Origin of the sequence: Poseidonibacter ostreae (genome assembly GCF_009208075.1) — a bacterium.
Classification (GTDB): domain Bacteria; phylum Campylobacterota; class Campylobacteria; order Campylobacterales; family Arcobacteraceae; genus Poseidonibacter; species Poseidonibacter ostreae.
The window spans coordinates 1-25,951 of the sequence record NZ_WFKJ01000027.1 but is presented as its reverse complement, the minus strand read 5'-3'; the positions used below and the strand labels follow the sequence as shown (position 1 = coordinate 25,951).

At 27.2% G+C, this 25,951-nt stretch carries 24 protein-coding genes; 4 read left to right on the top strand and 20 right to left on the bottom strand.

All coding sequences use genetic code 11. The features are described 5' to 3' along the window. Nucleotides 1-138: 138 nt before the first annotated feature. Nucleotides 139-975 carry a DNA ligase gene (locus GBG18_RS09475; protein ID WP_152190525.1) on the top strand — a complete coding sequence of 279 codons (837 nt, stop codon included), beginning with the start codon at nt 139-141 and terminating at the stop codon, nt 973-975. Nucleotides 976-977: 2 nt separating this feature from the next. Here the strand turns inward: GBG18_RS09475 and GBG18_RS09470 are convergent, their stop codons facing one another. The 19 genes from GBG18_RS09470 to dnaB form a co-directional block, all read right to left on the bottom strand. After that, a complete protein-coding gene (locus tag GBG18_RS09470) occupies nt 978-1,262 on the bottom strand; it encodes a type II toxin-antitoxin system RelE family toxin (RefSeq protein ID WP_152190524.1) in 285 nt (94 codons plus the stop codon). Further along, complete coding sequence (locus tag GBG18_RS09465) at nt 1,246-1,503, bottom strand: type II toxin-antitoxin system Phd/YefM family antitoxin (protein WP_152190522.1); 258 nt, start codon at nt 1,501-1,503, stop codon at nt 1,246-1,248. Before GBG18_RS09465 ends, GBG18_RS09470 begins: the two co-directional genes overlap by 17 nt. Nucleotides 1,504-1,630: 127 nt before the next feature. Further along, nucleotides 1,631-2,029, bottom strand: coding sequence for a type II secretion system protein (locus GBG18_RS09460; protein WP_193311110.1), 399 nt, complete (start codon nt 2,027-2,029; stop codon nt 1,631-1,633). A gap of 72 nt (nt 2,030-2,101) precedes the next feature. Beyond that, a complete protein-coding gene (locus GBG18_RS09455; RefSeq protein WP_304621420.1) occupies nt 2,102-3,874 on the bottom strand; it encodes a polysaccharide biosynthesis protein in 1,773 nt (590 codons plus the stop codon). Nucleotides 3,875-3,954: 80 nt separating this feature from the next. Beyond that, entirely contained in the window at nt 3,955-4,914 is a 960-nt protein-coding gene (locus GBG18_RS09450; RefSeq protein ID WP_152190520.1) for an MraY family glycosyltransferase, read from the bottom strand. Beyond that, nucleotides 4,911-6,113, bottom strand: a complete 1,203-nt coding sequence (locus GBG18_RS09445; RefSeq protein ID WP_152190519.1) for a glycosyltransferase family 4 protein — start codon at nt 6,111-6,113, stop codon at nt 4,911-4,913. The genes GBG18_RS09450 and GBG18_RS09445 overlap by 4 nt, the downstream gene beginning before the upstream one ends. Beyond that, the gene (locus tag GBG18_RS09440) at nt 6,103-7,014 is read right to left on the bottom strand and encodes a UDP-3-O-(3-hydroxymyristoyl)glucosamine N-acyltransferase (RefSeq protein WP_152190517.1); all 912 of its coding nucleotides are present in this window, start codon (nt 7,012-7,014) and stop codon (nt 6,103-6,105) included. Before GBG18_RS09440 ends, GBG18_RS09445 begins: the two co-directional genes overlap by 11 nt. Then, a complete protein-coding gene (locus tag GBG18_RS09435; RefSeq protein ID WP_152190515.1) occupies nt 6,999-7,637 on the bottom strand; it encodes a PIG-L deacetylase family protein in 639 nt (212 codons plus the stop codon). Before GBG18_RS09435 ends, GBG18_RS09440 begins: the two co-directional genes overlap by 16 nt. Further along, a complete protein-coding gene (gene wecB / locus GBG18_RS09430; RefSeq protein WP_152190513.1) occupies nt 7,627-8,700 on the bottom strand; it encodes a non-hydrolyzing UDP-N-acetylglucosamine 2-epimerase in 1,074 nt (357 codons plus the stop codon). The genes GBG18_RS09435 and wecB overlap by 11 nt, the downstream gene beginning before the upstream one ends. Next, the gene (locus GBG18_RS09425; RefSeq protein ID WP_226896389.1) at nt 8,697-9,809 is read right to left on the bottom strand and encodes a glycosyltransferase; all 1,113 of its coding nucleotides are present in this window, start codon (nt 9,807-9,809) and stop codon (nt 8,697-8,699) included. Before GBG18_RS09425 ends, wecB begins: the two co-directional genes overlap by 4 nt. A 48-nt stretch (nt 9,810-9,857) precedes the next feature. Then, on the bottom strand, nt 9,858-11,150 hold the full coding sequence (locus tag GBG18_RS09420) for a hypothetical protein (protein WP_152190511.1): 1,293 nt from the start codon (nt 11,148-11,150) through the stop codon (nt 9,858-9,860). A gap of 12 nt (nt 11,151-11,162) precedes the next feature. Next, nucleotides 11,163-12,971: an asparagine synthase (glutamine-hydrolyzing) gene (gene asnB, locus GBG18_RS09415; protein WP_152190509.1), complete on the bottom strand. Its 1,809-nt coding sequence runs from the start codon at nt 12,969-12,971 to the stop codon at nt 11,163-11,165. Further along, nucleotides 12,971-14,248: a lipopolysaccharide biosynthesis protein gene (locus tag GBG18_RS09410; protein ID WP_152190507.1), complete on the bottom strand. Its 1,278-nt coding sequence runs from the start codon at nt 14,246-14,248 to the stop codon at nt 12,971-12,973. Before GBG18_RS09410 ends, asnB begins: the two co-directional genes overlap by 1 nt. Continuing rightward, a complete protein-coding gene (locus GBG18_RS09405; RefSeq protein WP_152190505.1) occupies nt 14,241-15,101 on the bottom strand; it encodes a Wzz/FepE/Etk N-terminal domain-containing protein in 861 nt (286 codons plus the stop codon). Before GBG18_RS09405 ends, GBG18_RS09410 begins: the two co-directional genes overlap by 8 nt. Further along, a complete protein-coding gene (locus GBG18_RS09400; RefSeq protein ID WP_152190503.1) occupies nt 15,080-16,225 on the bottom strand; it encodes a DegT/DnrJ/EryC1/StrS family aminotransferase in 1,146 nt (381 codons plus the stop codon). Before GBG18_RS09400 ends, GBG18_RS09405 begins: the two co-directional genes overlap by 22 nt. Before the next feature lie 3 nt (nt 16,226-16,228). Beyond that, entirely contained in the window at nt 16,229-16,810 is a 582-nt protein-coding gene (locus GBG18_RS09395; protein WP_152190502.1) for an acyltransferase, read from the bottom strand. Then, a complete protein-coding gene (locus tag GBG18_RS09390; protein WP_152190500.1) occupies nt 16,810-17,775 on the bottom strand; it encodes a Gfo/Idh/MocA family oxidoreductase in 966 nt (321 codons plus the stop codon). The genes GBG18_RS09395 and GBG18_RS09390 overlap by 1 nt, the downstream gene beginning before the upstream one ends. Before the next feature lies 1 nt (nt 17,776). Continuing rightward, nucleotides 17,777-19,045: a nucleotide sugar dehydrogenase gene (locus GBG18_RS09385; RefSeq protein WP_152190498.1), complete on the bottom strand. Its 1,269-nt coding sequence runs from the start codon at nt 19,043-19,045 to the stop codon at nt 17,777-17,779. Between the two features lie 64 nt (nt 19,046-19,109). Beyond that, on the bottom strand, nt 19,110-21,197 hold the full coding sequence (gene dnaB / locus GBG18_RS09380) for a replicative DNA helicase (RefSeq protein WP_152190496.1): 2,088 nt from the start codon (nt 21,195-21,197) through the stop codon (nt 19,110-19,112). Between the two features lie 100 nt (nt 21,198-21,297). On the opposite strand from dnaB, the gene GBG18_RS09375 reads away from it, so the two are divergent. Then, nucleotides 21,298-22,404 carry a geranylgeranyl reductase family protein gene (locus tag GBG18_RS09375; RefSeq protein ID WP_152190493.1) on the top strand — a complete coding sequence of 369 codons (1,107 nt, stop codon included), beginning with the start codon at nt 21,298-21,300 and terminating at the stop codon, nt 22,402-22,404. A gap of 30 nt (nt 22,405-22,434) precedes the next feature. On the opposite strand, the gene ispG is transcribed toward GBG18_RS09375, so the two are convergent. Then, entirely contained in the window at nt 22,435-23,496 is a 1,062-nt protein-coding gene (ispG, locus tag GBG18_RS09370; RefSeq protein ID WP_152190491.1) for a flavodoxin-dependent (E)-4-hydroxy-3-methylbut-2-enyl-diphosphate synthase, read from the bottom strand. Nucleotides 23,497-23,600: 104 nt separating this feature from the next. Here ispG and GBG18_RS09365 point away from each other — a divergent pair, with 104 nt between their 5' ends. Next, the gene (locus GBG18_RS09365) at nt 23,601-24,395 is read left to right on the top strand and encodes a CvpA family protein (RefSeq protein ID WP_152190490.1); all 795 of its coding nucleotides are present in this window, start codon (nt 23,601-23,603) and stop codon (nt 24,393-24,395) included. 9 nt (nt 24,396-24,404) lie between these two features. Further along, complete coding sequence (gene lysS / locus GBG18_RS09360; RefSeq protein WP_152190488.1) at nt 24,405-25,940, top strand: lysine--tRNA ligase; 1,536 nt, start codon at nt 24,405-24,407, stop codon at nt 25,938-25,940. Nucleotides 25,941-25,951 lie beyond the last annotated feature (11 nt).

Genomic DNA, 25,951 nt, shown 5'->3' with positions numbered 1-25,951 from the left:
CTTTTTTGTCACTACTTATAGTGAAAAGTTAAATATTTTATCCAAATAATTATTATGACTTTATGATTTAATCCAATTATTTAGATTTATTTAATTCTGCTTTAAATATAATTAAAAAAGTTACTAAAGGAATATTAAATGAGATCACTTTTTACACTTTTATTAATAATACTTATTAATCCAAATTTAAATGCAATAAATTTACAAAAGGCTAAAACTTACACTACACAGCACAATATAAAAGACTGGATGATGAGTGAAAAACTCGATGGTATTAGAGCTTATTGGGACGGGGAAAAACTACTAAGTAAAAATGGAAATACTATACATGCACCTTTGTGGTTTATAAAAGATTTTCCAAAATTTAAACTTGATGGAGAACTTTGGACGAAAAGAGATGATTTTGAAAATATTCAAAGTATAGTTTTAGATAAAAAGCCAAGTAAGCAGTGGGAAAAAATCACTTACAATATATTTGAAGTACCTGAAGAGAAAGGAGATTTTCTAAAAAGACTTGAAAAAATAAATAATTGGCAAAAAACAAATAATAACAAATATATAAAAATAATAGAGCAAATAAAATGCAAAAATGATAAACACTTAGAAGAATACTTAGAGAAAATTATAAATTTAAAAGCCGAAGGGGTTATGATAAAAAATCCTTCTTTAAAATATTTTGTTGGAAGAAGTTCAAATATACTAAAAGTAAAAAAGTTTTTGGATGCAGAGGCTGAAGTAATAAGTATTAATTATCATGAAAATAAAGAAGGTTCAAATAACACAAAAGCTAAATTTAAAAGTTTAGTTTTAAAACTAGAAAATAATGTAGTGTTTAATCTAGGAAATGGTTTTTCAAAAGAAGAGAGAATAAATCATCCAAAAATTGCAGATATAGTTACTTTTAAATACTATAATCTCACAAGATTTGGAAAACCAAAGTTTGCATCTTTTTTAAGAATTCGAGAAGAGGAATAAGTTTATATTCTACTTTCTAAATTATGATAAACCTTTTCATTTTCTCTTCTTCCAACACTAATAACAAAAACTATAATCTCATCATCTTTAACTTCATAAGCTAGACGGTATCCAATACTTTTTAGTTTAATTTTATACATATTTTCATAACCGCTAAGTTTATCTTTTATTATTCTCGGATTTGTAAGTCTTTCTTTTAGTTTTTTTTGAAATTGAACTTTTATAGAATTATTTAATTTTTTCCATTCTTTAAAAGCTTTAGGATGAAAATCAAGTAAGTAGGTCATCTATATCAACTCTAATAGGTTTTTCATTATCTTTTAATCTTTCATCAACAGTTTTACTTAAATAATGATCATCCATTACATCCATCATTTTTTCATATAAACTACTTGGAACAAGGTAAGCACTAGCAACATTGTGATTAAGTATTGCAACAGCTTCATCTCCTGCATTTTTCAATAATTGAGTAGGTGATTTTTTTAATTCAGAAATACTTGCTGTATAGTTTGCCAAAATAGGTTGCATATTTATCCTTTTATTTAGTACTTATTATTATACTTTATTTAGTACTTATTGTCAATTAATTTATTTAGTTATTTGTAATGGAAAGAAGTCATCCAAACCTTAATTAAAAGATTTGGAAATGAATAATTTAAAATAAATCATAACTTGTAGTTTTGATACCAGCTTCATCTAGTTTTTTACAAATATCACCAGCATCAGCAGAAACAGTAAGATTAAGCTTTGATTCTTTTACTTCTATAATCGCACAATCTGTTGTATTGTCTTTATAAGTAATTTTCAAATCTTCAATCGTCCAATTAGTAGTATTTAAAGTAACTGCATCAGAAATTTTACTGATACTTCCATTTTGTAAATGATAACTTTGAATTGATGTAATAGCAGTTGAGATATCTCTTTTAAGAGTAGAGACTAAAGCAGAATCACGTGTATCTAAATATTTTGGTATTGCAAAAGATGCAATAATACCAATAACAACAATAGCGAATATTAACTCTAATAGAGAAAAACCTTTTTTCATTTTTTTCATGATAAGTCCTTTATATTTTAATAACATAAAAGATTATCTATTAATAATAAAATAATTTATTAAAATATAAAGTTAATTATTTTTTTTATGATTAAATTCAGGTACTATCTCTTTTAAAATACTTAATTTATCATCTTTTAGTAGAAGTTCTTCAATCTTTTTATTTAATTCATCTATATTAAACTTTGTAGAACTTGCTACTGTAATTGACTCATATTGGGTTTTTTTATCACTATCATTTATCAATAGTTCTTCATATAACTTTTCCCCAGGTCTTAAGCCACAAAACTCTATTTCAATATTATCACGGCCTGATAAATCAATCATTTTTTTAGCTAAATCAACTATTTTAATTGGCTCCCCCATATCAAGAATAAATATTTCTCCACCTTTAGCAATTGCACCTGCTTGAAGTACAAGTTCACAAGCTTCTGGAATTAACATAAAGTATCTTGTAATATCAGGATGAGTTACAGTGATGTTTTCACCCTTTTGGATTTGTGATCTAAACTTTGGAATAACAGAACCAGAACTTCCTAAAACATTCCCAAATCGAACAGCAACTATTTCAGTATTTTTTGAGTCAACATTTTGTGCATATAACTCACAAATACGCTTTGTAGTACCCATTACATTTGTAGGACGAACTGCTTTATCTGTTGAAATAAGTACAAATTTTTCAACATTATGTTTAATAGCCATATCAATACAGTTTTTTGTTCCTATAATATTGTTTGAAATACCTTCTAATATATTATCTTCAACTAAAGGTACATGTTTATAAGCAGCTGCGTGAATTACAATATCTGGCTTATATTTAGTAAATGTACTCTCTAAATACTCAATTTTTCTAACTGTTTGCATAACAGGCACTACATCAAAATCAGATAATTCTTCACATATTTGATATAAGTTATACTCACTATGGTCTAAAAGAATAAGTTGTTTAGCATCAAACTTTTTACACTGCCTTGATATTTCAGAGCCAATACTCCCTCCTGCACCAGTGATAAGTACAACCTTATCTTTGATGAATGATTCGATTTTATTTGTATCTAAATCTTTTGGGTGCCTTGCTAATAAGTCTTCAACAGAAATATCTTTTAATTGTTTTTTTGTACTTTGATTTGAAGATAAGGTATTTACTATTTTTATATCTTTTATACCTGATTTATTTAATACTTCAAAAATATTTATTAGTTCTTCTTGAGGATACTCTTTTGATATAATAGCAGCTTCAATACTTTTATTTAATATAACCTTCTCTAAATCATCAAATGAATAAATCTTTAGATTAAAAATATATGTATTTATTAAGTTTTTACTTTTATCTACTATTGCTACTGGAGTGTATTCGATATTTTTTTTATCATTCAAAAGTCTATTTATAGAACTATTTGCACCTATTATCAAAGTGTTCTTATAATTACTTTCTTTTCCACTTTCTAAAATAATTCTTTTACTAAGTCTTAAAAGTGTTATAAATACAAGTGAAAGCATAAAATCTATTACGATTATACTTCTTGCAAAAGGCATCATATCCTCTCTAAAAAGTATTAATATTATAGTAAATACACTATAAACAATAATATGTGCTAAAAGTATTTTCTTTACTTCATGAAGAGAAAAAAATCTCCAAGCAGTTCTATAGAGTCTAAAAAATATAAATATTATAATCTTTAAAATTAAAATTACAAAAAATATATTTAAAAAATTGTCTAAAAAATCAGTTGGTACAGTAAAGTTAAATCTAAGATTGTATGCTAAATATAGTGTAAAAAGTGAGATTAAAGTATCGCTTAATAAAAAAAATATTATTCTTTTCAATGGAGAAGCTGTCAGCAAAATAATCCTTATATTTAGTATTTCGTATTATAGTTAAATAATAATTAGATATTAGTTAAATTAATAACTTTTTAGATGTACTAAAACTTCTTTTTATTTTCTACAAATTTCAAAACTAATATCAATAAGATATGAGAAATTAAAAGAGCTAGGAAAATATTAGATATAAAATAAACTATAGAAAATAAAACTATATTTAATCCAATAGCAAAATTTGTAACTTTAAAGTGACTCCAGCCACTTTGATTTAATCTTTGATAAGCATGTTTTTTATGTGCTTTACTTATATTTTCATTATTTAGCTTTCTTCTAAATAATGTGATTGTTGCATCAAACAAAAAAATACCAAATAATATCATCCAAATCCAAAGATTTAATGATTCTTTATTCGCATAATAAAGTGTAAAAATAGCTACATTATAACCCAAAAGTGTACTTCCAACATCTCCCATAAATATCTTAGCATTTCCATAGTTCCAAAATAAAAATCCAAGAACAGCTACAACTAAAACTAAAAAGTGACTTCCTCCAAACAATAAAAAACCAGCAATTGATAAGAATACAGCTTCGCTTCCTGCGTAGCCATTTATACCATCTAAAAAATTATAAAGATTTATAAACCAAACTATCATAAAAAATGCAAATATATTTGTAATAATCTGATTCTCAATAATAAAAAAACCAAAATCAATACTATTCCATCCACCAATAGCAACTATACCAACAACTGCCACCATTGATTGAACAATAAGTCTAAGCTTTGCACTAAGTTCATAGATATCATCAAAAAAACTGACAATACTAATAACAAGTCCAACTAATAATGCATAAAAAAGATTTGCTTCTATTTCATTTGTTAAATACAAATAAAACAAACCAACAAACCAAGTAGTAGCAATGGCAATACCACCTCCCTGCGGAGTAGGAGTAGTATGAGAACTTCTTTCATTTATAACTGCAACTAATGATTTCTTAATGGCATAATTTTTTATAAAATATGTAAGTAAAAATGAGGCAATTAATAAGAATAAATAAATCATAAACCCTCCATAATTTTGTATAATTTTTCTTGAATCCATTTTTCTGTGAACTTTTCTTCAACAAATTTTTTACCATTGTTTAAATACTTTTGATATAACTCTTTATCATCTGCTAGTTTTTTAATAGAATTTTTTAATTTATTTGAATCTTCAGATTCAATAACTAAACCAGTATTTGATAATGACACCAAATCATTCTTTATATTTGTTGCATTAATAATCGGTTTATTAAACCATAGGTATTCAACAAGTTTAACAGAACCTATACCATATTTGTATAATTCTATATCTGGATTACCTTTATATAGAATACTACATTGAGATAGAAAATACATTGCTTTTTTCTTTTCTAATTTTCCTAAAAATTCTATGTTTGTTAAATCATTATTTTTAGAGAACTCTTTCAGTTCATCTAATTGCGGACCATCACCAACCATAACAAAATAAATATCATTTCTTTTTTTTAATAAATTTGCTGCTTTTACTAGATTAAAGACACTGTTAGAATCTCCAATGCTACCAAGATATCCAACAATAAACTTGTCTTTTGGTAGGTTTATATCAAATTCTTCTATTTCAAATTCAACAAAAGGTTGAGGAAGGTACTCGACTTTTTTATTGGGAAATCCACTTTTTTCTACAAACTCTTTTAGGTTATCAAGAGGTGACACTATAATATCACTCTTTTTGTATGCTTGAAGTTGTAGATATCGGAAAATTAAAACCAAAGGATTATACTTATTAATTCCATTTAACATTTGTAAAGTTAGTGGCCAGATGTCTCTTTCTTCATATACAAACTTACATTTGAAATAATCTTTCATCTTAATACCATTATATATACTAAAAGGCTGAGGAGAGGACACCCAAACTATATCAGGAGTTATATTAAGTTTTTTATAAATCTTATTTAATTTTTTGGAAAATTCAAATAAATTTTTGATTCTTGCTAATCCATTACCTTGATATTCTTTTGTTTTAATCCAAATATACTTAATATCATCATGAATTTCTTCTTTATATATATTCTCGATATCAACTGCTTTTATTTTAAGATGATTAAAAGAAGAGCTAATAATAGTTACATTATGTCCTAAATTCTTTAAGATTTTTGCTATAGTATGTTGTCGTGTATGAAAACCATATCCATAAGGGAAAGCATAATGATTTATAATACAAATAGTTTTTTCACTTTCCATAATCTATTCTCTTTTTAACTTTAAGTAAACTTCGCAAATTTAAGCTTTCAAACCCCATGATTTTTTTATTATCTTCAATATTAGTTGTAATAACTGATCCAATGCCTATTATTACATTATCTCCAATTTTAACTTTCTGAATAATGCTACAATTTGGACCAATCCAACAATTTTTTCCTATAGTAACAGACCCACTTATTTCTGCACATGCTGTAATAATTGTATTCATTCCGATCTTACAATTATGTGCAATATGGACCTGATCATCAATTTTTACATTATCATTAATTTGTGTAGAGCCTAACGTTCCTCTAGCAATTGTATTTTTTGCTCCGATTTCAACATTATTACCAATTTCTACATTTCCAATATGAGGAATTCTAATTGGTGTTCCATCATCCTCAAAGTCAAATCCAAAACCATCTTCTCCAATAACTGATCCTGACTTTATATAACAATTCTCTCCAATAATAGTATTATTATAAATCGTAACATTGTTATTTATCACTGTATTTTTACCAATTTTAACATTCTCTCCAATAAAACAGAAATCATTTATCTGTACACTATCAGATATAATTGTATTCTTTCCAATTTTAACAATATCTGCAATTCCAGAAAAAACTTTCTTTGTAAAAAAATCATCAATGACTTTAGCAAAATCTAATCTAGGATTATCAGATTTTATATAAGAAAAAGAACAATTATTAGAACTATTAAAATCATTAGGAACCAGAATTAGACATTTTTTGTCTATATTAACATTATTATTCTTTGAAAAAGTGAAACAATAATCCTGTACATTACTTAAAGCTAGTACTTTAGTAATATAAAACTCTTCTCCATGTAATTCTTTTTGCAAATAACCCGCTATAATTTGAGCACTTATTCCATTACCCATCTAATAACCTCAAAACTTTCTGCATAATCTGTTCCTATCTGAACACCTCTTGTTTTTGCTAAAGAAAAAATAAAACTTTCACTCATATAATCTCTACTCCCTTGAGATTTATATTCTTTTAATGCATCACATTTTGCCTGTATGTGCTTCTTTTCCAGTTTAACAAAAGAAGTAGTATTAAATGTAAGATTATTCCAAATAAGTTCATATCCTAATATTGTCATATTCTTAAATGCACGAAGTCCTTCTTGTGCAATAGTACTATGATCTTGATGAATATCATTTAATGAAGGCATAAGCACTAAATCTGGTTTTAATTCTCTTCTATGTTTTATTAAATCTTCAAGTATTTCTTGTCTTGCATAGTTTAGTTTTCTTACTTCATAATTATAAATTATAACATTTTCTTTTTTTATTCCAAGTCTAGTAGTTGCATTTATAACTTCAGTTTTAAGTATATCTTTTGGAAATCCATCAGGGACTGATGTCTCAGCAGTTGAAAAAGCAAAATAATATATATTTGCACCACTTTCTATAAGTTTACTTATTGTTCCTCCTGCACCTAATTCTCCATCATCTGTATGTGGAGCTAGAACATATACTGTTTTGAATTTATCTATCATTTAATAACTCTTTAATAATATATTTACTAGCTTCTCCACCACCGTATAGATTCAGTGATTGATAATTACTAGTATTTGATTTTTTATTGTTTTTATATGCTTCTAATATTTTTGTTCCATTTGCACCTACTAAAACATTAGCTTCACATTCTATTAGTTCAACCCACTCTGTCTCATCCCTTAGGGTGATACATTGTTTTCCAAAGAAATATGCTTCTTTTTGTAGTCCTCCACTATCTGTCATTACCAAACTACAATTATCTATTAGCCATACCATTTGTAAATACCCAATAGGATCTATTATAGTCAAATTCTGAATATTTAATTTCAAATTCTCTAAAATCTTTTTTGTTCTAGGATGAAGTGGTAAGATAACTTGTTTCTCTCTTGCTATTTCATTTAGTGATTCAAATATACTTTTTAATCTTATTTCATCATCAGTATTTTCAGCCCTATGTATAGTACATAAGACAAAATCATCTTTTATTTCATATGATGGTTTAACTGCAAGTTTTTTATAAAATATTGCACCATCTTGCATAACATCACCTGATTTTACTATTTTACAATCAAGATTCTCATAACCTTCATTCTGTAAATTTTCAACTGCTGCATCAGTAGGACAAAATAATATTTGACTAACTCTATCAGTAAGTATTCTATTTACTTCCTCTGGCATTTTCATATTAAAACTTCTAAGACCTGCTTCAATATGTGCAATTTTTATATGTAGTTTTGAAGCTACTATTGCTCCGGCAAGGGTAGAATTAGTATCGCCATATACCATTACCCAATCTGGTTTTTCTTTCAAAGCAACTTCTTCTATCTTTTCTATCATTTGTCCAGTCATAGCACCATGAGATTTTCCACCTATTCCTAAAAAGTAGTTTGGTTTTGGTATTTGCATCTCTTCAAAAAATATATCACTCATATTTGCATCGTAGTGTTGTCCTGTATGGACTATAATCTCTTCTATATTTTTATGTTTTGCTATCTCACGACTCACTGATCCTGCTTTTATAAACTGTGGTCTTGCACCTAGTATTGTTAAAATTTTTATCATTTTATAATATCCTCATATATCTTATATAATTTTTGTTCTTCTATATCCCAATTATATTTACTTAATACTGCTTTCTCACCATTTTTTGCCAATTCATCTGCTTTTAATTCATTATCTACTATCTCTTTAATAGCCTGAGCTATCTGTTTAGAGTCTAAAGGATCGACACAAGTTCCACAACTATTACCATCTACAATCTCTCTCCAAAGTGGAAAATTTGAAGTTATTATTGGTAGTTTCGCACTCATGTATTCGAACATCTTATTTGGTTGGGCATCAACATGATTTGGTAAAGGATGAAAAGTAACAATTCCTGCTTTTGAACGACCCATTACATCCGCTACTTCATCTCTTTCAAGGAATCCTAAATGATTAACTTTTTTCCATCCAGGATAGGTTTTAACCTCTTCTTCTAAAGTCTTATTATTAAACTTTCCTACAAGATTTAGTTTTATTCCATCTAAATATTCCAATGCATTAATAACTTCTTTTATTCCTCTTATTTCAGAGATTCCACCCACATAACACACTTCATTTTTTTTAGTATAAGATTCATTGGAGATACTCAATTCACCTAAAATTGGGAAGTTATTAATATCTATACTATTTTTATTTATATTTAAAAATTTGTCTCTAATATTTGGTGTAGCTGTTACAATATAATCAAATTTCCTACAAGAATATTTTTCATATAAAGAAAATAAGTTTGATAATATAAATCTTAGTGTTTTATTTAAATAAGGCTTACTTTTTAATTGCTTAGGTAAATCTTCATGGGCATCAAAAATTACTTTTTTACCTAATTTCTTTAATTTTAGTCCTACTGGTATAAGTTCTGGATCATGTAAATGATACACATCACAATCAATTTCCAATGCTTTTTTATAAACATTATCAACTGTTTTAGTCATACGAGATATACGACTTCCACTTTTTGCACCAGCATCATGTATTGTTACATTTTCTTTTACATCTTTTCCTAAACCATCAGCTGAAATTAGATTAACATCAAATCTTTTGTCTTTTGCCAACGAAACACACATTTTTATAAATATTCTTATATCATATCTTGTATGGGCAGATGTTAAATGTGCTATTTTAATACTCACTTCTTTTCCTTAATTATAAACTTATAATCTCTCTTAAATAAATTAATACTAAATTTTTATAGATAATTTTTTAATAGATAACCTGTACTCTTCACTATCGTATAACCATAATACTATAATTGCAATTATTAATCCATGAGTTAATAGAGTAGTTAACAGATCAGATGATATAAACATTGTATTTATAGGTAAAATAATAATAGATAATACAATATATTTATCAATATTTTTTGCTAATAGATTAATTATATTAAATATAATAACTGCAATTAACATATAAATCAATATTCCTAAATAGCTCCCATGCATAAATCCAGAAGCTATAAATCCTGTATTTGCAGACATATCTGGTTCCCCTAGAAACGTTCCTATCAATTTTGCTGGAGTTACTTCATATGGATAATCCATAAAAAGCTTTAATACACTATTTGCCCAATATATATGTTCATTTAAACTAAAATATTCAATATAAGAAAAATTCAATTGAGCAGGAACAAATAATAATCTTCTTATTAGAACTGATCCTATCATAATCTGATCTGCAAAAATTGTCAAAACTGAAGCTATTAAAAACATAAAAAAGAATCCCCCTATTATAAGTACTCTTCTATCTTTAAATCCAAATAAAAAATAAAAAAATGATACAAGAACAATCCCTTGTAAAGCACTTTTATGTCCAGAAAATATAAATAACATAATTATCGAAATTCCAGCGATTATTATTAAAGATATTTTAGCTCTTAATAAAGCCCATGCTAATAAAAATACAGAAAATATCTTCATTGCCCAACTATTTAAATATCCATATATACCAGCATTACTTACATCATCATATTTTGCCCTAAAAGGATATACATCTAAAAAATTTAAAACATATGCTCCACCTGTACTTTTATAAAAATGCCAAATTACTAGTGTAATAATCCCTAATGATAAAGATAAAACAACTAATTTACCATATTTCATCCTAGATAAAGGAATAATCTCTTTATTTGTTGTCATAAAAATTAAAAATAAGAAAGGAAAAACTAAAGATACAAAATCTAAAACAGGTTGATTACTTAAACTAAAATATACTACATTAGGTAAAAAATATAAAAAATATAAAAATAGATATATCTCAAATATATGTAACTTTCGTTTATAATATAAAAAAGAATATCCAAATAAATAGATAATCCATCCTATAATATATTTAGTCATATCAAAATCAAGAACAAAGCCTGCATATAGATAAGTAGTACTAAGAATTTCAAGATAAAAATATTCTATTATTAATTTTATACAAATAATAAATAAAAACTCTACAATAAATATTTTTTCAATTTTTAACGTATTCATATTATTGTCATTTTAATCAATTTTAACATTATAAAGAGCTTCCCATTTTGATATATTAAATAATCTCCAACGGGTCTTATTATCGAGTTTTTTTATATCAATAGAAGTTGTTATCTCTTTTATTATTTTTGAATTAAAAATTGATTTTTCAATATCTGCTTCTATACTTTTTAGCCACAAAGAAGAGGGAGCCTCAAAACCACATTTATTTTTTCTCCATACAACATTATCAGGTAGAAGCTTTTCAATAGTTTTTCTTAAAATATATTTAGTCCACCCTTGTTTAATTTTAAAGTTATTATCAATATTTAATGCTGTCTCAAGTACATTATAATCAATAAATGGTAATCTAGCCTCAATTGAATGTTTCATCGAGTTTCTATCTTCATATTTTAATAAATGTGGCATCTGTGTCTTAAATATTTCCATTCTTTGAAGATTAAATATCTTTAAGTAGTTTTTAGCATTTTCTTCTACAATTTCTTTACTTACCATATCGAAATATTTTGAAGAGATAAAACTATTTTTTTTCTTTAAACGACCCAATCTTATTTTACTATTAGTAAAATATATAAAATACATTATTAATTGTTTTATAGATAGTTTTGAGTTTTTAGATGAATTAAGTATAAACTGTAAAGATTTCCAAAAACCTAAACTAATTAAATAAGCAGAATAATATCTTTCATAACCTAATAATGTCTCATCCCCACCTTGTCCATCAAGCATAACAGTACAACCAATTTCACGTGCTTTTTTCATTACAAAATATTGCATAAAAATAGAAGGGCTTCCAAATGGTTCTTCTTGGGTATAAATAACTTCATCAATATGTTTTATAAAATCCTCTTCTGTAGGTTCAACAATATTTAAATCCAAATCACAATGTTCACTTACTATTTTTGCATATTCACTTTCATCATTTGACTTTTGAGAAGATTTAGCATGAATAGCAGTAAATTTTTGCCCACTGTCATCTTTATATTGTTTAGCAGCTAAAGAAGCTATTGATGAACTATCTAGCCCTCCACTAAGGCAAGTTCCTACCTTAACATCACTTCGAAGCCTTAGATTTATACTTCTTTCAAGTGCTGACTTGTAAGATTCAATTGATTCATCTTCTTCACTATTTAAAGAAGATTCATTGATATCATAAAATCTATTAATAACATAGCTATGATTTTTTAAATTGTATTTTAATATATGCCCCTGTTCTAACTGAAATATATTCTTAAAAAATGTTTCATTTGTATGGGCTTCATATCCCAATATAAGATAATCCATCAAAATAGTTTTATTTACATAATTACTCTCATAAAAAGGCAATAATTGTTTAATCTCTGAACCAAAAACAAATTTATTTTCTACTTCAGCGTAATAAAATGGTTTTATACCAAATCTATCTCTACTACAAAAAAGTATCTCTTTTTCTCTATCATAAATCGAGAATGCCCACATCCCATTAAACTTTGAAACACAATCATCGCCCCATTTATCATATGAAGCTAAAATCACCTCAGTGTCAGTATTTGAATTAAAATTATAACCCAATTCTGATAATTCGTTTTTTAATTCTATATAGTTATATATTTCCCCATTATAAGTAATTGTGTACTTTTCATCCTTATAATTCATCGGTTGATGACCGTCACTTGATAAATCTAAAATAGATAATCGTCTATGACCAAATGCAAAATTATCTCTATAAAAATAACCCTCATCATCCGGACCTCTATGAGATATTAGCCTATTTATTTTTTCAATTTCTATTTTTTCAACTGTTTTATTATTAGTATTTATAATTCCACTTATACCACACATTAATTCATCCTACTATCGATATCTCTTACTGATTTTAATATTAAATACAAATATATTAAATATAAAACATATTCATGAATAACAAATAAAATCATAAAATCATAAAAATCCATATTTCCATATATTGCATACGTATACATTTGTACACTAGTAAAAAAATACATATATTTCCATATTGATCCTCTTTTTAAATACTCTTTAATTGATAATATCTGACTAACAGATGAAACAACAAACCTTATAAAAAAGATCAATGCAACATACTGAGCTATAGTACCAACAACTCCCCAGTTTTTACCAAAAATTATTCCAAATATATGAGGTCCAATCAATATTATTAAAACTGTAATAGGTAAAGCTATTATAACTAGCTTTTTCATTGTTTGAAATACTAATGGAGCTACTAATTCTTTATTATGTATATGTTCTGTAGTTTGTTGAAAAAAGACTTGAGCTATTGAACTACCAATCAATGCACTTGGCAACATTACAATTTTTGAAGCTAAGAAAAAATATCCACTTATAGCTTCATTTGCTATTTTTATAATAAAAATAAATGGCATCTGCAAGGTAGCACTATCTACCAATGATGCTGGTGTATTGTAATAAAAAAAGCCTTTATATTTTTTAGCTAATGCAATCATTTTTGGCTTTGAGATTTTAGAAATAATTACTTTATCTTTTAATATATTTCTAGCTAATTTAAGATTTGCAAATAACTTCGAAAATACTTCACCCGATATTAGCCCTACAACTCCTTGAACAAGAAAACCAATCGTAAGCTGGAAGGAAGCCATTACAATAGATTTAATTATTACAGCTTTTGCAATATCTTTAAAATATTTTTTCCTTATATTGTAATAATTTAAAGAATTAAATAAGCCCAAAAATAAAACAGTTATGGGAATAAAATATAACCAAAATTCTATATCTTTATTTCCTAATAGCTCTGTAATATATCCACTAAATAAGAATACTATAATTAATAAGAATAAAGAGATACATATGGCAATGATCATACTAAAAGCTAAAATATTTATAGCATCTTCATCTTTTTTAGGTAACATAATTGCTAATTCATATTTAGCATTTGCGATATTTCCAAATATCGCAGTTATTGCAATAAATAAAGCTAAAAGACCAAAATCAGAAGGGGTATATATCCTAGTTAATATTGGACTTATAGCAATAGGTATTGCTTGAGCTACTGTTGTTCCGGTCATCAATGTTAAAACATTTTTAGTAAAACTAGAACAATTATTTAATTTTTTAATCATTATATCTTTTAGATTTTAATTCTTCATATCTATATAAAAAAGGTAATGTAATCAATGCCAAAAATAAAGACCCTATAAATGCCATGATTATAATTTTTCTTTTATTTGGTTTTATTGGACTATCCTTTACTACTATTTCATCAACTAGTTCTAAACTTCTATCACTTAATCTTATTAATTCTGATTCCAATCTTTTAGACCTCAAGATTAACTCTTCTTTTTTTACTTTTAGAGAATACTCTTTATACTGCGCATCAAAAAGTTTATCTTTTAGAATTGCTCTATTATCTCTCTGAAGATCTTTTATTCTATTTTGAGATACTAGTAAGAAAGAATTTATAATTACCAACTCATTTTGTACTTTTTCTTTTTCTGATTGTTTATATTCTAATAATAAATTAGATTTACTATTAACTTCTTTAGAAATTTCTGATAATACATAATTAATGTGTTCGGCAGCTATCTCTTTTGAAGAAGAATGAGATTTTATAGAAAAATAGCCGTCTTTTTTAGGATAATTCCACACATAACTAATTATAGCATTATTTATGTTTTTCCCTTGAAACCTATTTTTAATCATTTCAACAATCACTTCACTACTTACAGTAAATTTAGATCTTACACTTTCAAAGTATTCAACTTCTTTAGTTTTTTTATTTATTACATCTGATTCTATAAGATCATAATAGTTTCCCGCTTTAACAAAAGCTCTTGCTTCATAGATAGGTGTTTTCATGTATGTATAAATAGTTGCTAATAAAGTTAAACAAATAACAACACTTAATATATATTTCTTTTTCTGATATATTTTACTAAAAAGTTCTATTAAATCTATTTTATTTTCATCTGACATCTTTTACCTTTTTTTAATTTTATATTATCCGTACTTATTACATTTTTAGAAATATAATCTATTTCTTCATTAGTAATATAAGGATTCATAGGCAAAGACATAATCTCACCTGAAACTATCTCAGATACTGGAAAATCACCTTTTTTATATCCTAAGTATTCAAAGCATTCTTGCAAATGCAAAGGCATAGGATAATGAACAGCAGTTGGAATTTCTTGCTCTTTTAATTTTGCTTGAACTTCATCTCTATTTTTAACTCTAACAGAATATTGTGCCCATGCTGATGTTGCAGAAGGAGCTACAAAGGGAAGTATTAAATTTGTTTTATTTTCTAGTGCTTTTGTGTATTTAGAAGCCACTTCTTGTCTTAAAGATAAATCTTTAGGATAGTGTTTTATTTTTACATTTAATACTGCTGCTTGTAAAGTATCGAGTCTTCCACCCATTCCTATATATTTATGATGGTATCTTTTTGATTGACCATGAACTCTTAATGATTTCATCTTTAATGCTAATTCTTCATTATTAGTAAAAACTGCTCCACCATCGCCAAAGCAACCTAATGGTTTTGCAGGGAAGAATGAAGTAGTTGATATATCACCTAAATTTGAATCTGTTAGTCCATTAAAAGTTGATCCAAAGCTTTGAGCTCCATCTATAATTACTTTTAAGTTATGTTTATCTGCAATAGAAGCAATTGCATCCATATCAGATGGTTGTCCATATAAACTAACTGGCATAATAGCTTTTGTTTTATCTGTAATTTTTTCTTCAATTAAAGATGGATCAATATTATAAGTCTTTTCATCTATATCTACAAATACTGGAGTTGCTCCTAGAAATGCAATCGTTTCAGCTGTTGCTATAAATGTAAAAGGAGTAGTGATTATTTCATCACCTGGTTTAATATCCAAAGCCATCATAGCAAGTAGTAAAGCATCAGTACCATTACTACATGTAATTGCATATTTTGCTTTAGTAAATTCTTGAAGTGAATTTTCTAAAGTAGCTACTTCTTCACCCATTATATAATTTGATTTATTTAATACAGCACTAATCGCTTCATCAATTTCTGTTTTATATAATTGATATTGGTATTGTAAGTTTGCAAAATCTATTTTCATATTTTATTTTTCCTCAATCAAAGTTACTACATCATTTTCTAATTTATATTTAGAATTATCAAATGAATCTATTGCAATATTTTCATCATTAAAAACTAATCTATTTCCAGCAATTGAAACCCATCCAATTTGTTTACAAGGAACTCCAACCATTAGAGCAAAATCTTTTACATCTTTATTAATTACAGTTCCAGCTCCTACAAGTGCATATTTCCCAATAGTATTACCACATACTACAGTTGCATTAGCACCAATTGAACAACCTTTTTTAAGAAGAGTAATTTTAAACTCTTCTTTACGAACTATAAAAGATCTTGGATTTATTACATTTGTAAAAACCATAGAAGGTCCCAAAAAAACATCATCTTCTACAACTACACCTTCATAGATTGAAATATTATTTTGAACCTTTACACCATTTCCAATATTTACTTTAGGACCTACTACACAGTTTTGTCCAAATGAGCAATTTGAACCAATAGTTGTTCCACTTAGGATATGGGAAAAATGCCAAATTTTAGTATCATCACCAATATTTACATTATCATCTATGAAAGAAGATTCATGATAAAAAAACTTTGCCATTATTTTATCTTTTTACAAAATGGGTGGTATTCACCTTTTAATCCAATAGCATCTTGGTTTCTAATTGCTGCAACTGTTCTAATTGATCCATATGCTTCATCTAGTCCAAATCCGTTACCAGCTAAGATTTCTTCATAAGATCTTGTATGCAGGTCTTTAAATCCACCTGAGAACTCTATTTCATCTCCATCAACAGTAATAGATCTAAATGTTGTTTGTCCAGCATCTCTTACATCTTGAGGAATATAATCATAGTTTACAGATAAGAACCATCTAACATTTGCATGTTTTAATTTAAAGCCACCAGCATTTGCATCAGGAGTTTTTAAATGTACAATATTCTCTTCAACTTCACCAAATATCCAGCAAAGCATGTCATAAAAATGAACTCCAATATTAGATGCAATTCCACCAGATTTAGCTTCATCACCTTTCCAAGAAACAAAGTACCATTTACCTCTTGAAGTTAAATATGTTAAATCAATATCATATACTTTATTTGGATTTTCTATTAATTCTTTTTGAACTTTTTCTTTTAATGCAATAATAGAAGGATGAAGTCTTAATTGTAAAATATTATTTACTCTTTTACCTGTTTCTTGCTCAATAATTTTTAGTTGATCAATATTATGTGGATTTAAAACTAATGGTTTTTCACAAATAGCATCAGCTCCACTTTTTAATGCAAATCTAATATGTGCATCATGCAAATAATTTGGAGTTGTAATTGCCATATAATCTATTCTTTTTTCATTTTCTCTATGGTATTTATCTACAAACCTATCAAATCTTTCAAACTCTGTAAAAAAAGATGCTTGTGGAAAGTGAGAATCCATTATTCCTATTCCATCATATGGATCTAATGCAGCTACTAATTCATTTCCTGTTTCAGTTATTGCTTGCATATGTCTTGGTGCTATATATCCTGATGCACCTATTAGAGCGAATCTTTTTATGTTTGGCATATTATAATCTCCATGTAGGGTTTTTAATAATACCCTTAATATCTATTAAAATTTCTTTTTGTGTTGATATTGATTTATAATCATCTTCTGTTAATTTTTTAAATTGTTCATGTGCAACTGCAACAATTATTGAATCATATTTTTTATCAGATTCAAAAGGATTTCTTTCCATTAATTCATGATTGAAATGAGTTTTTGTTTCTTCTAAGTCAACCCATGGATCGTATATATCTACATTTGCTCCATATTCTTGTAATTCATCTACAATATCAGTTACTTTTGTATTTCTTAAATCAGGACAATCTTCTTTAAAAGTAACACCTAACACAAGGATATTTGAGTCTTTTATCTTTTTATCATTTTTTATCATTTTTTTAATAGTTTTTTCAGCTATATATTTACCCATACCATTATTGATTTGTCTAGCACCTAAAATTAGGTTTGGTTTATATCCTAGTTCTTCTGCTTTAAATGTAAGATAATATGGATCTACGCCAATACAATGTCCACCAACTAATCCTGGTTTTAATTTTATAAAGTTCCATTTAGTTGCTGCTGCTTCTATTACATCATTTGTATCAATACCCATAGTATCAAATATTAAAGCTAATTCATTTACAAGAGCAATATTTACATCTCTTTGAGTATTTTCTATTACTTTTGCTGCTTCTGCTACTTTTATTGAGCTTGCTTTATGAGTACCTGCTGTTATAATTGATTTATACAGTTCATCTACTTCATCAGCAATTTCTGGGTTTGAACCTGCTGTAATTTTAAGAATTTTAGTTACTGTATGCTCTTTATCACCTGGGTTAATTCTTTCAGGAGAATATCCACAGAAGAAGTCTTTATTAAAAGTCATACCTGAAGCAGCTTCTAGTTGTGGTACACATACTTCTTCTGTAACTCCAGGATATACTGTACTTTCATAAATTACAATATCATCTTGTTTAAGTACACGTCCAATCATTTGAGATGATTTTACTAAAGGAGTTAAATCTGGTCTATTTGAAGAATCAATAGGAGTAGGAACTGTTACTATATAAATATTTGCATCTTTAATATCATCTAGGTTACAAGAATAAGTAATAGAATCTTTTACTTCAACTAATTGTTCTTTATTTAATTCTAAAGTTCTATCAAAGTCATTATTTAGCTCTTCTACTCTTGGCTCATTAATATCAAATCCAACAACAGTATATTTTTTTGCAAAGGCTGCTGCTAGTGGCAGACCTACATATCCTAGGCCTATTATACATATCTTTTTCAATCTTTTCCTTTATTGATAGTTTATAATAAATTATACTAAAAATAATTTAATAACAGCTTATTAATCAGAGGATATCCGGCATATCCATATTAGTTTCTCTTTCCACATCAGCTACATTTTCAAAGATAATTTCTACAGGTGTTGAAGAATTCATATCATTTTCTTTATCTACAAATCGTGTAAGTGCTTTTTGAAAGTCAAGTTTAACTGTACCAATAGGTCCATTTCTTTGTTTTCCTATTATTACTTCTGCTTCTTCTACTGGTTTGTTTACAAATGACGATTTGTACTCTTCACCTTTATCTTTTGCTTCTTTTTCTTTTCTTGCTTCATCTCTTTCTTTATATACATCATCTCTATATACAAACATGATAATATCCGCATCTTGCTCAATAGCACCAGACTCTCTTAAATCTGAAAGCATTGGTCGTTTATCTGGTCTACTTTCAACTCCCCTATTTAACTGTGAAAGAGCGATGATTGGTATTTTCATCTCCCTTGCAAGCATTTTAAGACCTCTTGAGATATCCGATACTTCTTGGTGTCTATCTTTTCCACCTGTTCCTTGCATAAGTTGAAGGTAATCGATGATTACAAGCGAGATTTTATTATCTTCATTTTGTGCTAGTTTTCGAACTCTTGCTCTTAGTTGATTAATATTAATACTTCCACCATCATCAACAAATAATTTTTTTGTGTTCAAATCTTCAAAGGCTCCACTTAGCTGACTCCATTCATTATCACTCATATCACCTTTTCTAAGATTTTGTAGAGGTATTGAAGTCTTTGCAGCTAGCATTCTAAGCATTAGTTGTTCTGCTGGCATTTCAAGGGAGAAGAAAATCACACCCTTTTGTGCTTCTACATTTTTTAAAGCCATATTTAACACAAGTGCTGTGTTATGTGTTACTGTCATATCTTCTAATAAAAATAGTTTATTACCATCAATTTCAAAGCCATAGTATTCATCTTCTATATCTTTTTCGATTTTTATTTCTGTTAAATTTATTTCTTGCTTTAGTTTTGATATATATAATTTTTTATTCTCAAAATATGTAATAAAGCCTAAAGAATCTGCTAGAAATTTAATTTTTTCTATCTCATCTAAATTTTGGTCAAAAAGTATATAGTCTTTCTCTGTAGTTGAATTTTTATCAATAAATGAATTTAACTCTTCTTCTCTTTTTAAAACTGATAAATTTTCATTTTTAAACTCTACAGCTACTTTATAGCCTTTATAATTACTTTTAAATTTATCACTTTTTTCAAGATATTCTTTTACATTTATATTTAAAATATCTCCATTTTTATGTGAACCTTCTGTTCTACTTCTTTTTAATGATAGAATATGAGATTCATTTACCCTGTAATCTATTGCTTTATTTTGACGTACCCAGTACATCTGTTCTTTTCCTCTTGCAATTGATAATACTTTTCTAGAAGTTGAATCATCACCCATTAGTTTATCACCACTTATTACATCTTCAACAGCTTTTAAAGAGCCATCAAACATCAGAACTTTTGTTCCTTTAGCAAGACATTTTCCCATAGCAGGACGTGCAGCAATGATAATTAAATCCCCTTCATTAAAACCAGTTGTTTTTTTATCAAGTGCATCAAAACCTGTTGTTTCACCAATAAGGTGTTTATTTCCAAGTTTTTTCATTCTTTCTATATATGAAAGTGTGTCACCTGTGATTTCTTGCATATCTTTTAATTCTGAAGTTGCTGAATCTGTAGAGATTTTGTATAGTTCACCTTGAACTGTATCAAGGGCTTCATTTCCACTTACTTCTTCTTCAAGTGCTACTTTTTTTATAGTAGTTGCTAAGGTTGCAAGTTCTCTTTTTACCGAACCATCTTTTATTTCTCTTACATACGCAAGTGTATTAGTAATTGGATTTGCTGATAATATTTCTATTAAAATAGAATCATCAACATCTTTTGCATTTATTCTTTTTCTTATAAACTCTTCATCAATTGGCATATCATCATCATGAAGTTTAATCATTACATCAAATATTTTTTGATGCGCAGGAAGATAAAAATCTTTAGGTTTTAAAACCCCTAAAACATCTTCTAATTCTTCAGGATTAAAAAGTATCGAACTTAATACTGCTCTTTCAATATTTATACTATAAACGCTATCCATATTACTCCATTTTATTAATAAAAGATTATATCTAAAATCATTTTTAGAATATATAAATTATTTTGCGTATAATATATCTAAGAAAATATTAGGCTAAAAAATGAATGATAAATTTGATTTTATAACAAACACTTTGATAATTGGAGGAGGACCTGCTGGTTCAACACTTGCAAGAGAATTAAATAAACATGATATAGATAATATACTAATAGAAAAAAATTTTAACTATGATAAGCCTTGTGGTGGTGGAATTAAATCTTCAGTTTTTAAAGAGTTTAATCTTCCAAAAACTCTTGAAACAAAGAAAATAACAAATGTAAATTTATTTTCTAATTTAAACAGTGCAGTTTTTAATATAAAAAAAGCTCCTTTATCAATAGTTTTAAGAAAAGAATTTGACCATTCTTTAAGATTATTAGCAAAAAAAGAAGGTACAAACTTAATTGAAGGTAAATATAAAAGCATTGAGTGTTTTAAAGATTATATTATTGCAAAAATCAAAACAAATGAAAAAATATTGATAATTAAAGCAGATTATTTAGTAGGTGCAGATGGTGTAAAATCAAGTGTTAAAAAAGATATTTTAAATGTTTATCCAAAATCCTTTTTGACAAATTATGTAATTGTTAAAAATAAAAGTATTGATTCTTGTGAATTTTATTTTGGTTCAAAATATGCTCCCAAAAGATATGCTTGGATTTTTCCTCATGGAGAAGATACTTCAATTGGTTCTATATTTGAACCTAATTCAAATGCATCTAAAATCTTTGATGATTTATTAAAAGAAAAAGATGCAAAAAGTTATAAGAAAAAAGGTTTTTATATTCCAAACTGGGATAAGAAAAGTGTTTTTTATAAAAATAGAGTTTTTTTCTTAGGTGATGCAGCAGGACAAACACTTCCTTTTACATATGAGGGAATATATTATTCAATGAGAAGTGCTAGAATCTTAGCAAATGCTATTTCTAAAAATGAGCCTTTATTTTATGAAAAAAAATGGAAAGAAACATTTGAAAAGAGTTTTCTTTCTTATCATTGGGCTGAACGATTCTTTTTATACTCAGATTTTATGTCAAATAAAATGTTGGATTTTTTTAAAAATAAAAAACTTCAAGAAAAAGCTCTTTTATATTGGGACAATAAAGCAAAACCTATTAGTGCGAAAGATATAGTAATAAAGTTTTTTAAGTATTTCTTTAAAAGTTAGAAATAAAAAAGAGAATTTATCTTCTCTTCTTTATTTTCTTTTTTCTGCTTCAAATTCTACTTCTTCAAGAAATTTGTTAATTAAAGCATCACCAGAAAGTTTTGCAACAATCTCGCCTTTTTTCATAACAAGTCCTGAACCTTTTCCAAAGGCAATTGCAACATCAGCAGATTTTGCTTCTCCAATTGCATTTACAACACATCCCATAACAGACACATCTAAAGGAGCTTTTATATGTTTTGTTCTTTTTTCAACTTCTGCAACAGCGCTTACTAAATCAGCTTCAATTCTTCCACAAGTTGGGCAAGAGATAATATTTAAGCCCTCTTTTGTAATTCCTACATCTTTTAAAATAGCCTTACCTACTTCAATCTCTTTTTCTAATTCACCTGTCATTGAAACTCTTAAAGTATCACCAATACCATCTAAAAGTAAAGAACCTAAAGCAATTGATGATTTAATTGTAGAGTGAAACTGAGTACCAGCTTCTGTAACTCCAAGATGAAAAGCATAATTATTCATAGGTCTTAAAGTTCTATAAGCTTGTACTGTTCTTTGAACATCACTAGCTTTTAGGGATACTTTTATATCAGTAAAACCTAAATCTTCAAGATATTTTATATTATAGTCTGCACTTGCTACCATTCCTTCTGGTGTTTGTCCATATCTATCTTCAAATTGTTTTTCTAGTGATCCTGAATTTACTCCAATTCTAATTGGAAGATTTCTTTCTTGACAAGCTTTTACCACTTCTTGTACTCTTTTTTTATCTCCAATATTTCCTGGATTTATTCTAATACAATCTACAACTTCTGCTGCTATTAAAGCAAGTTTATAGTGAAAATGAATATCTGCAACAATTGGTAAATCTACTTGTTTTTTTATCTCTTTTAAAGCTAATGCCGCCTCTTTATTAGGTACTGCAAGTCTTACAATATCAGCACCTGCAAAGTGTAATGCTCGGATTTGTTCAACAGTAGCTTCAACATCAGTTGTTTTTGTAAAACACATTGACTGTACAGGAATTGGGGCATCGCCACCAACTGGTACATTTCCTACGAATATTTGTTTTGTTGGGTATCTTTTTATCATGAAGAGATTTTATCTAAAAAAGTTTAAATTAAAGTCAAAAGTTTTTTTAAACTTTAATTTTGAAAACATTAGATACAATAGCGCATATTATGTAAAGGAAATCTATGCAAGAGTTTACTATTTTTGATATGGTAATACTAGGTATTACTCTAGTTTTAGGACTAAAAGGATTATTCAGAGGCTTAATAAAAGAAGTTTTTGGAATTGTTGGAATTATTGGTGCAATTTTTGTAGCATCTAGAGCAGCAGGAGAAATTGGTAATTTAATCGCTCCTTTTTTAGCATTAGAGAATCAAACTACAATTAAATTAATTGGGTTTATAATAGCACTAATTGGTTTTTGGCTTATTGTCTATGTACTTGGAGTAATAGTTAGTAAAATATTCTCTGCAAGTGGGTTAGGATTATTTGATAGAATTTTTGGATTCGTATTTGGAGCAGCAAAAGTATTTTTAATATTTTCTGTTATTTCATACGCTTTATACCAAGTTCAATCTTTCAAGAAAGCTATTGATAATAAAACAGCAGGTTCTGTTGTAATGCCACATTTAATTAGCGTTGGTTCTTATATTATTAAACTTGACACTTCTTCAATTACTCAAAATATTGAAAAAACTGTTGATACAGTTGTAGATACTGCAAAAGAAGCTACAACACCTAAAGAAACAGAAGATACAACTCCTGTAAAAGAAATAAAAGAAACAATTGAAGAGACTAAAAAAGATATTACAGATGGTGTTCAAAGTACAATCAATGATGTAAAAAAATCTGTTGAAGAAGAAGTAGTTAAAAAAGTTGAAGAGACTATAGTAAATACTACAAATGCTACTGAAGAGCAAATTAATACTGTAAAAGAAAAATTACAAAGCATAGTAAATAAAACTGAAGAAAATAAATAAAGGGATCTTATATTGTTTGAAAACAAATATATACAACAAAGAATAGAAAAAGCTGAAAAATTAAGAGAATCAGGAATCAACCCTTATTCAAATGAAAGCTCAAGAAATACAACAATTGGAAAATTTTTAAATGTTAATAGTGATATTTTCCAAGTAGAAGAAAAAAGAGATGAAAAAAGAAACTATACAGTTGCAGGAAGAATAAAATTCTTTAGACTTATGGGAAAAGCTTCTTTTTTAAAGATTGAAGACGAATCAGGGATATTACAAATTTATGTAAGTAGAGATAATTTGCCTGTTGGCTTTTATAATGAAACTTTCAAAAAAACTGTAGAAGTTGGTGATATTATTGAAGTTTCTGGATATCCATTTATAACAGGAAAAGGTGAATTATCACTTCATGTTGATGGATTAAAAATATTAACAAAATCAATTTCTCCACTTCCTGAAAAATACCATGGAATTCAAGATAAAGAGCTTAGATATAGACAAAGATATTTAGATTTAATTATGAATAGTGAAGTTCGAAAAACTTTCCATGTAAGATCAAGAGTTATATCTTTAACTAGAAGATTCTTTGAAAACAAAGGTTTCTTAGAAGTAGAAACTCCAATGATGCACCCAATTGCAGGAGGTGCAAATGCTAAACCTTTTACAACACATCACAATGCTTTAGGAGTTGATAGATTTTTAAGAATCGCACCTGAGTTATATTTAAAAAGATGTATTGTTGGTGGATTTGAAGCTGTATTTGAAATAAATAGATGTTTTAGAAATGAAGGTATGGATGCTACTCATAATCCTGAATTTACATCAATTGAATTTTACTGGGCATATAAAACATATAAAGATTTAATTATTTTAACAAAAGAGTATTTTGAATTTTTATTTGAACATTTAGATTTACCTACAGTATTACCTTATGGGGATTTAGAGATTGATTTTGCAGACTTTAGCGAGATTCCATTAATTGAATCTCTAACAAGTATAGGTGGAGTTCCAGCTGATATAACTTTAGATAAAGAAAAAATAATTGCATATTTAAAAGCAGCGCATATTGATGTAAATGAAAAAATGAACCTAGGACAACTTCAAGGTGAATTATTTGATGAGTATGTAGAAGACAAACTTATTAACCCTACTTTTATTACAGAATATCCAGTAGAAATTTCTCCATTAGCTAGAAGAAATGATGAAAAACCTCATTTAACTGATAGATTTGAATTATTTATTGCTGGAAAAGAGATAGCAAATGCATTCTCAGAACTTAATGACCCAATTGATCAATTAAAAAGATTTGAAGGTCAAATGGAAGCCAAAGAATCTGGTGGTGATGATGAAGCACACGAAATGGATGAAGACTTTGTAAATGCTTTATCTTATGGTATGGCTCCATGTGCAGGTCAAGGTATTGGAATGGATAGATTAGTAATGATGCTTACAAATGAACACTCTATTAGAGATGTATTACTTTTTCCAGCTATGAAACCAATTAAACATGAGATTAATCTTCACGATGATAGTGAAGTTGACGAAGAAAAATAAGGAAAATATAA

Excerpts from the sequence above, each read along its gene's own strand:
- GBG18_RS09445 (WP_152190519.1), bottom strand. The coding sequence starts at position 6,113 with ATGGAAAGTGAAAAAACTATTTGTATTATAAATCATTATGCTTTCCCT.
- GBG18_RS09390 (WP_152190500.1), bottom strand. The coding sequence starts at position 17,775 with ATGCCAAACATAAAAAGATTCGCTCTAATAGGTGCATCAGGATATATA.
- GBG18_RS09440 (WP_152190517.1), bottom strand. The coding sequence starts at position 7,014 with ATGGGTAATGGAATAAGTGCTCAAATTATAGCGGGTTATTTGCAAAAA.
- GBG18_RS09400 (WP_152190503.1), bottom strand. The coding sequence starts at position 16,225 with ATGAAAATAGATTTTGCAAACTTACAATACCAATATCAATTATATAAA.
- GBG18_RS09465 (WP_152190522.1), bottom strand. The coding sequence starts at position 1,503 with ATGCAACCTATTTTGGCAAACTATACAGCAAGTATTTCTGAATTAAAA.
- GBG18_RS09435 (WP_152190515.1), bottom strand. The coding sequence starts at position 7,637 with ATGATAGATAAATTCAAAACAGTATATGTTCTAGCTCCACATACAGAT.
- GBG18_RS09410 (WP_152190507.1), bottom strand. The coding sequence starts at position 14,248 with ATGATTAAAAAATTAAATAATTGTTCTAGTTTTACTAAAAATGTTTTA.
- asnB (WP_152190509.1), bottom strand. The coding sequence starts at position 12,971 with ATGTGTGGTATAAGTGGAATTATAAATACTAATAATAAAACAGTTGAA.
- GBG18_RS09450 (WP_152190520.1), bottom strand. The coding sequence starts at position 4,914 with ATGATTTATTTATTCTTATTAATTGCCTCATTTTTACTTACATATTTT.
- GBG18_RS09395 (WP_152190502.1), bottom strand. The coding sequence starts at position 16,810 with ATGGCAAAGTTTTTTTATCATGAATCTTCTTTCATAGATGATAATGTA.
- ispG (WP_152190491.1), bottom strand. The coding sequence starts at position 23,496 with ATGATAAAAAGATACCCAACAAAACAAATATTCGTAGGAAATGTACCA.
- GBG18_RS09405 (WP_152190505.1), bottom strand. The coding sequence starts at position 15,101 with ATGTCAGATGAAAATAAAATAGATTTAATAGAACTTTTTAGTAAAATA.
- dnaB (WP_152190496.1), bottom strand. The coding sequence starts at position 21,197 with ATGGATAGCGTTTATAGTATAAATATTGAAAGAGCAGTATTAAGTTCG.
- GBG18_RS09470 (WP_152190524.1), bottom strand. The coding sequence starts at position 1,262 with ATGACCTACTTACTTGATTTTCATCCTAAAGCTTTTAAAGAATGGAAA.
- GBG18_RS09475 (WP_152190525.1), top strand. The coding sequence starts at position 139 with ATGAGATCACTTTTTACACTTTTATTAATAATACTTATTAATCCAAAT.
- GBG18_RS09420 (WP_152190511.1), bottom strand. The coding sequence starts at position 11,150 with ATGAATACGTTAAAAATTGAAAAAATATTTATTGTAGAGTTTTTATTT.
- wecB (WP_152190513.1), bottom strand. The coding sequence starts at position 8,700 with ATGATAAAAATTTTAACAATACTAGGTGCAAGACCACAGTTTATAAAA.
- GBG18_RS09375 (WP_152190493.1), top strand. The coding sequence starts at position 21,298 with ATGAATGATAAATTTGATTTTATAACAAACACTTTGATAATTGGAGGA.
- GBG18_RS09365 (WP_152190490.1), top strand. The coding sequence starts at position 23,601 with ATGCAAGAGTTTACTATTTTTGATATGGTAATACTAGGTATTACTCTA.
- GBG18_RS09460 (WP_193311110.1), bottom strand. The coding sequence starts at position 2,029 with ATGAAAAAAATGAAAAAAGGTTTTTCTCTATTAGAGTTAATATTCGCT.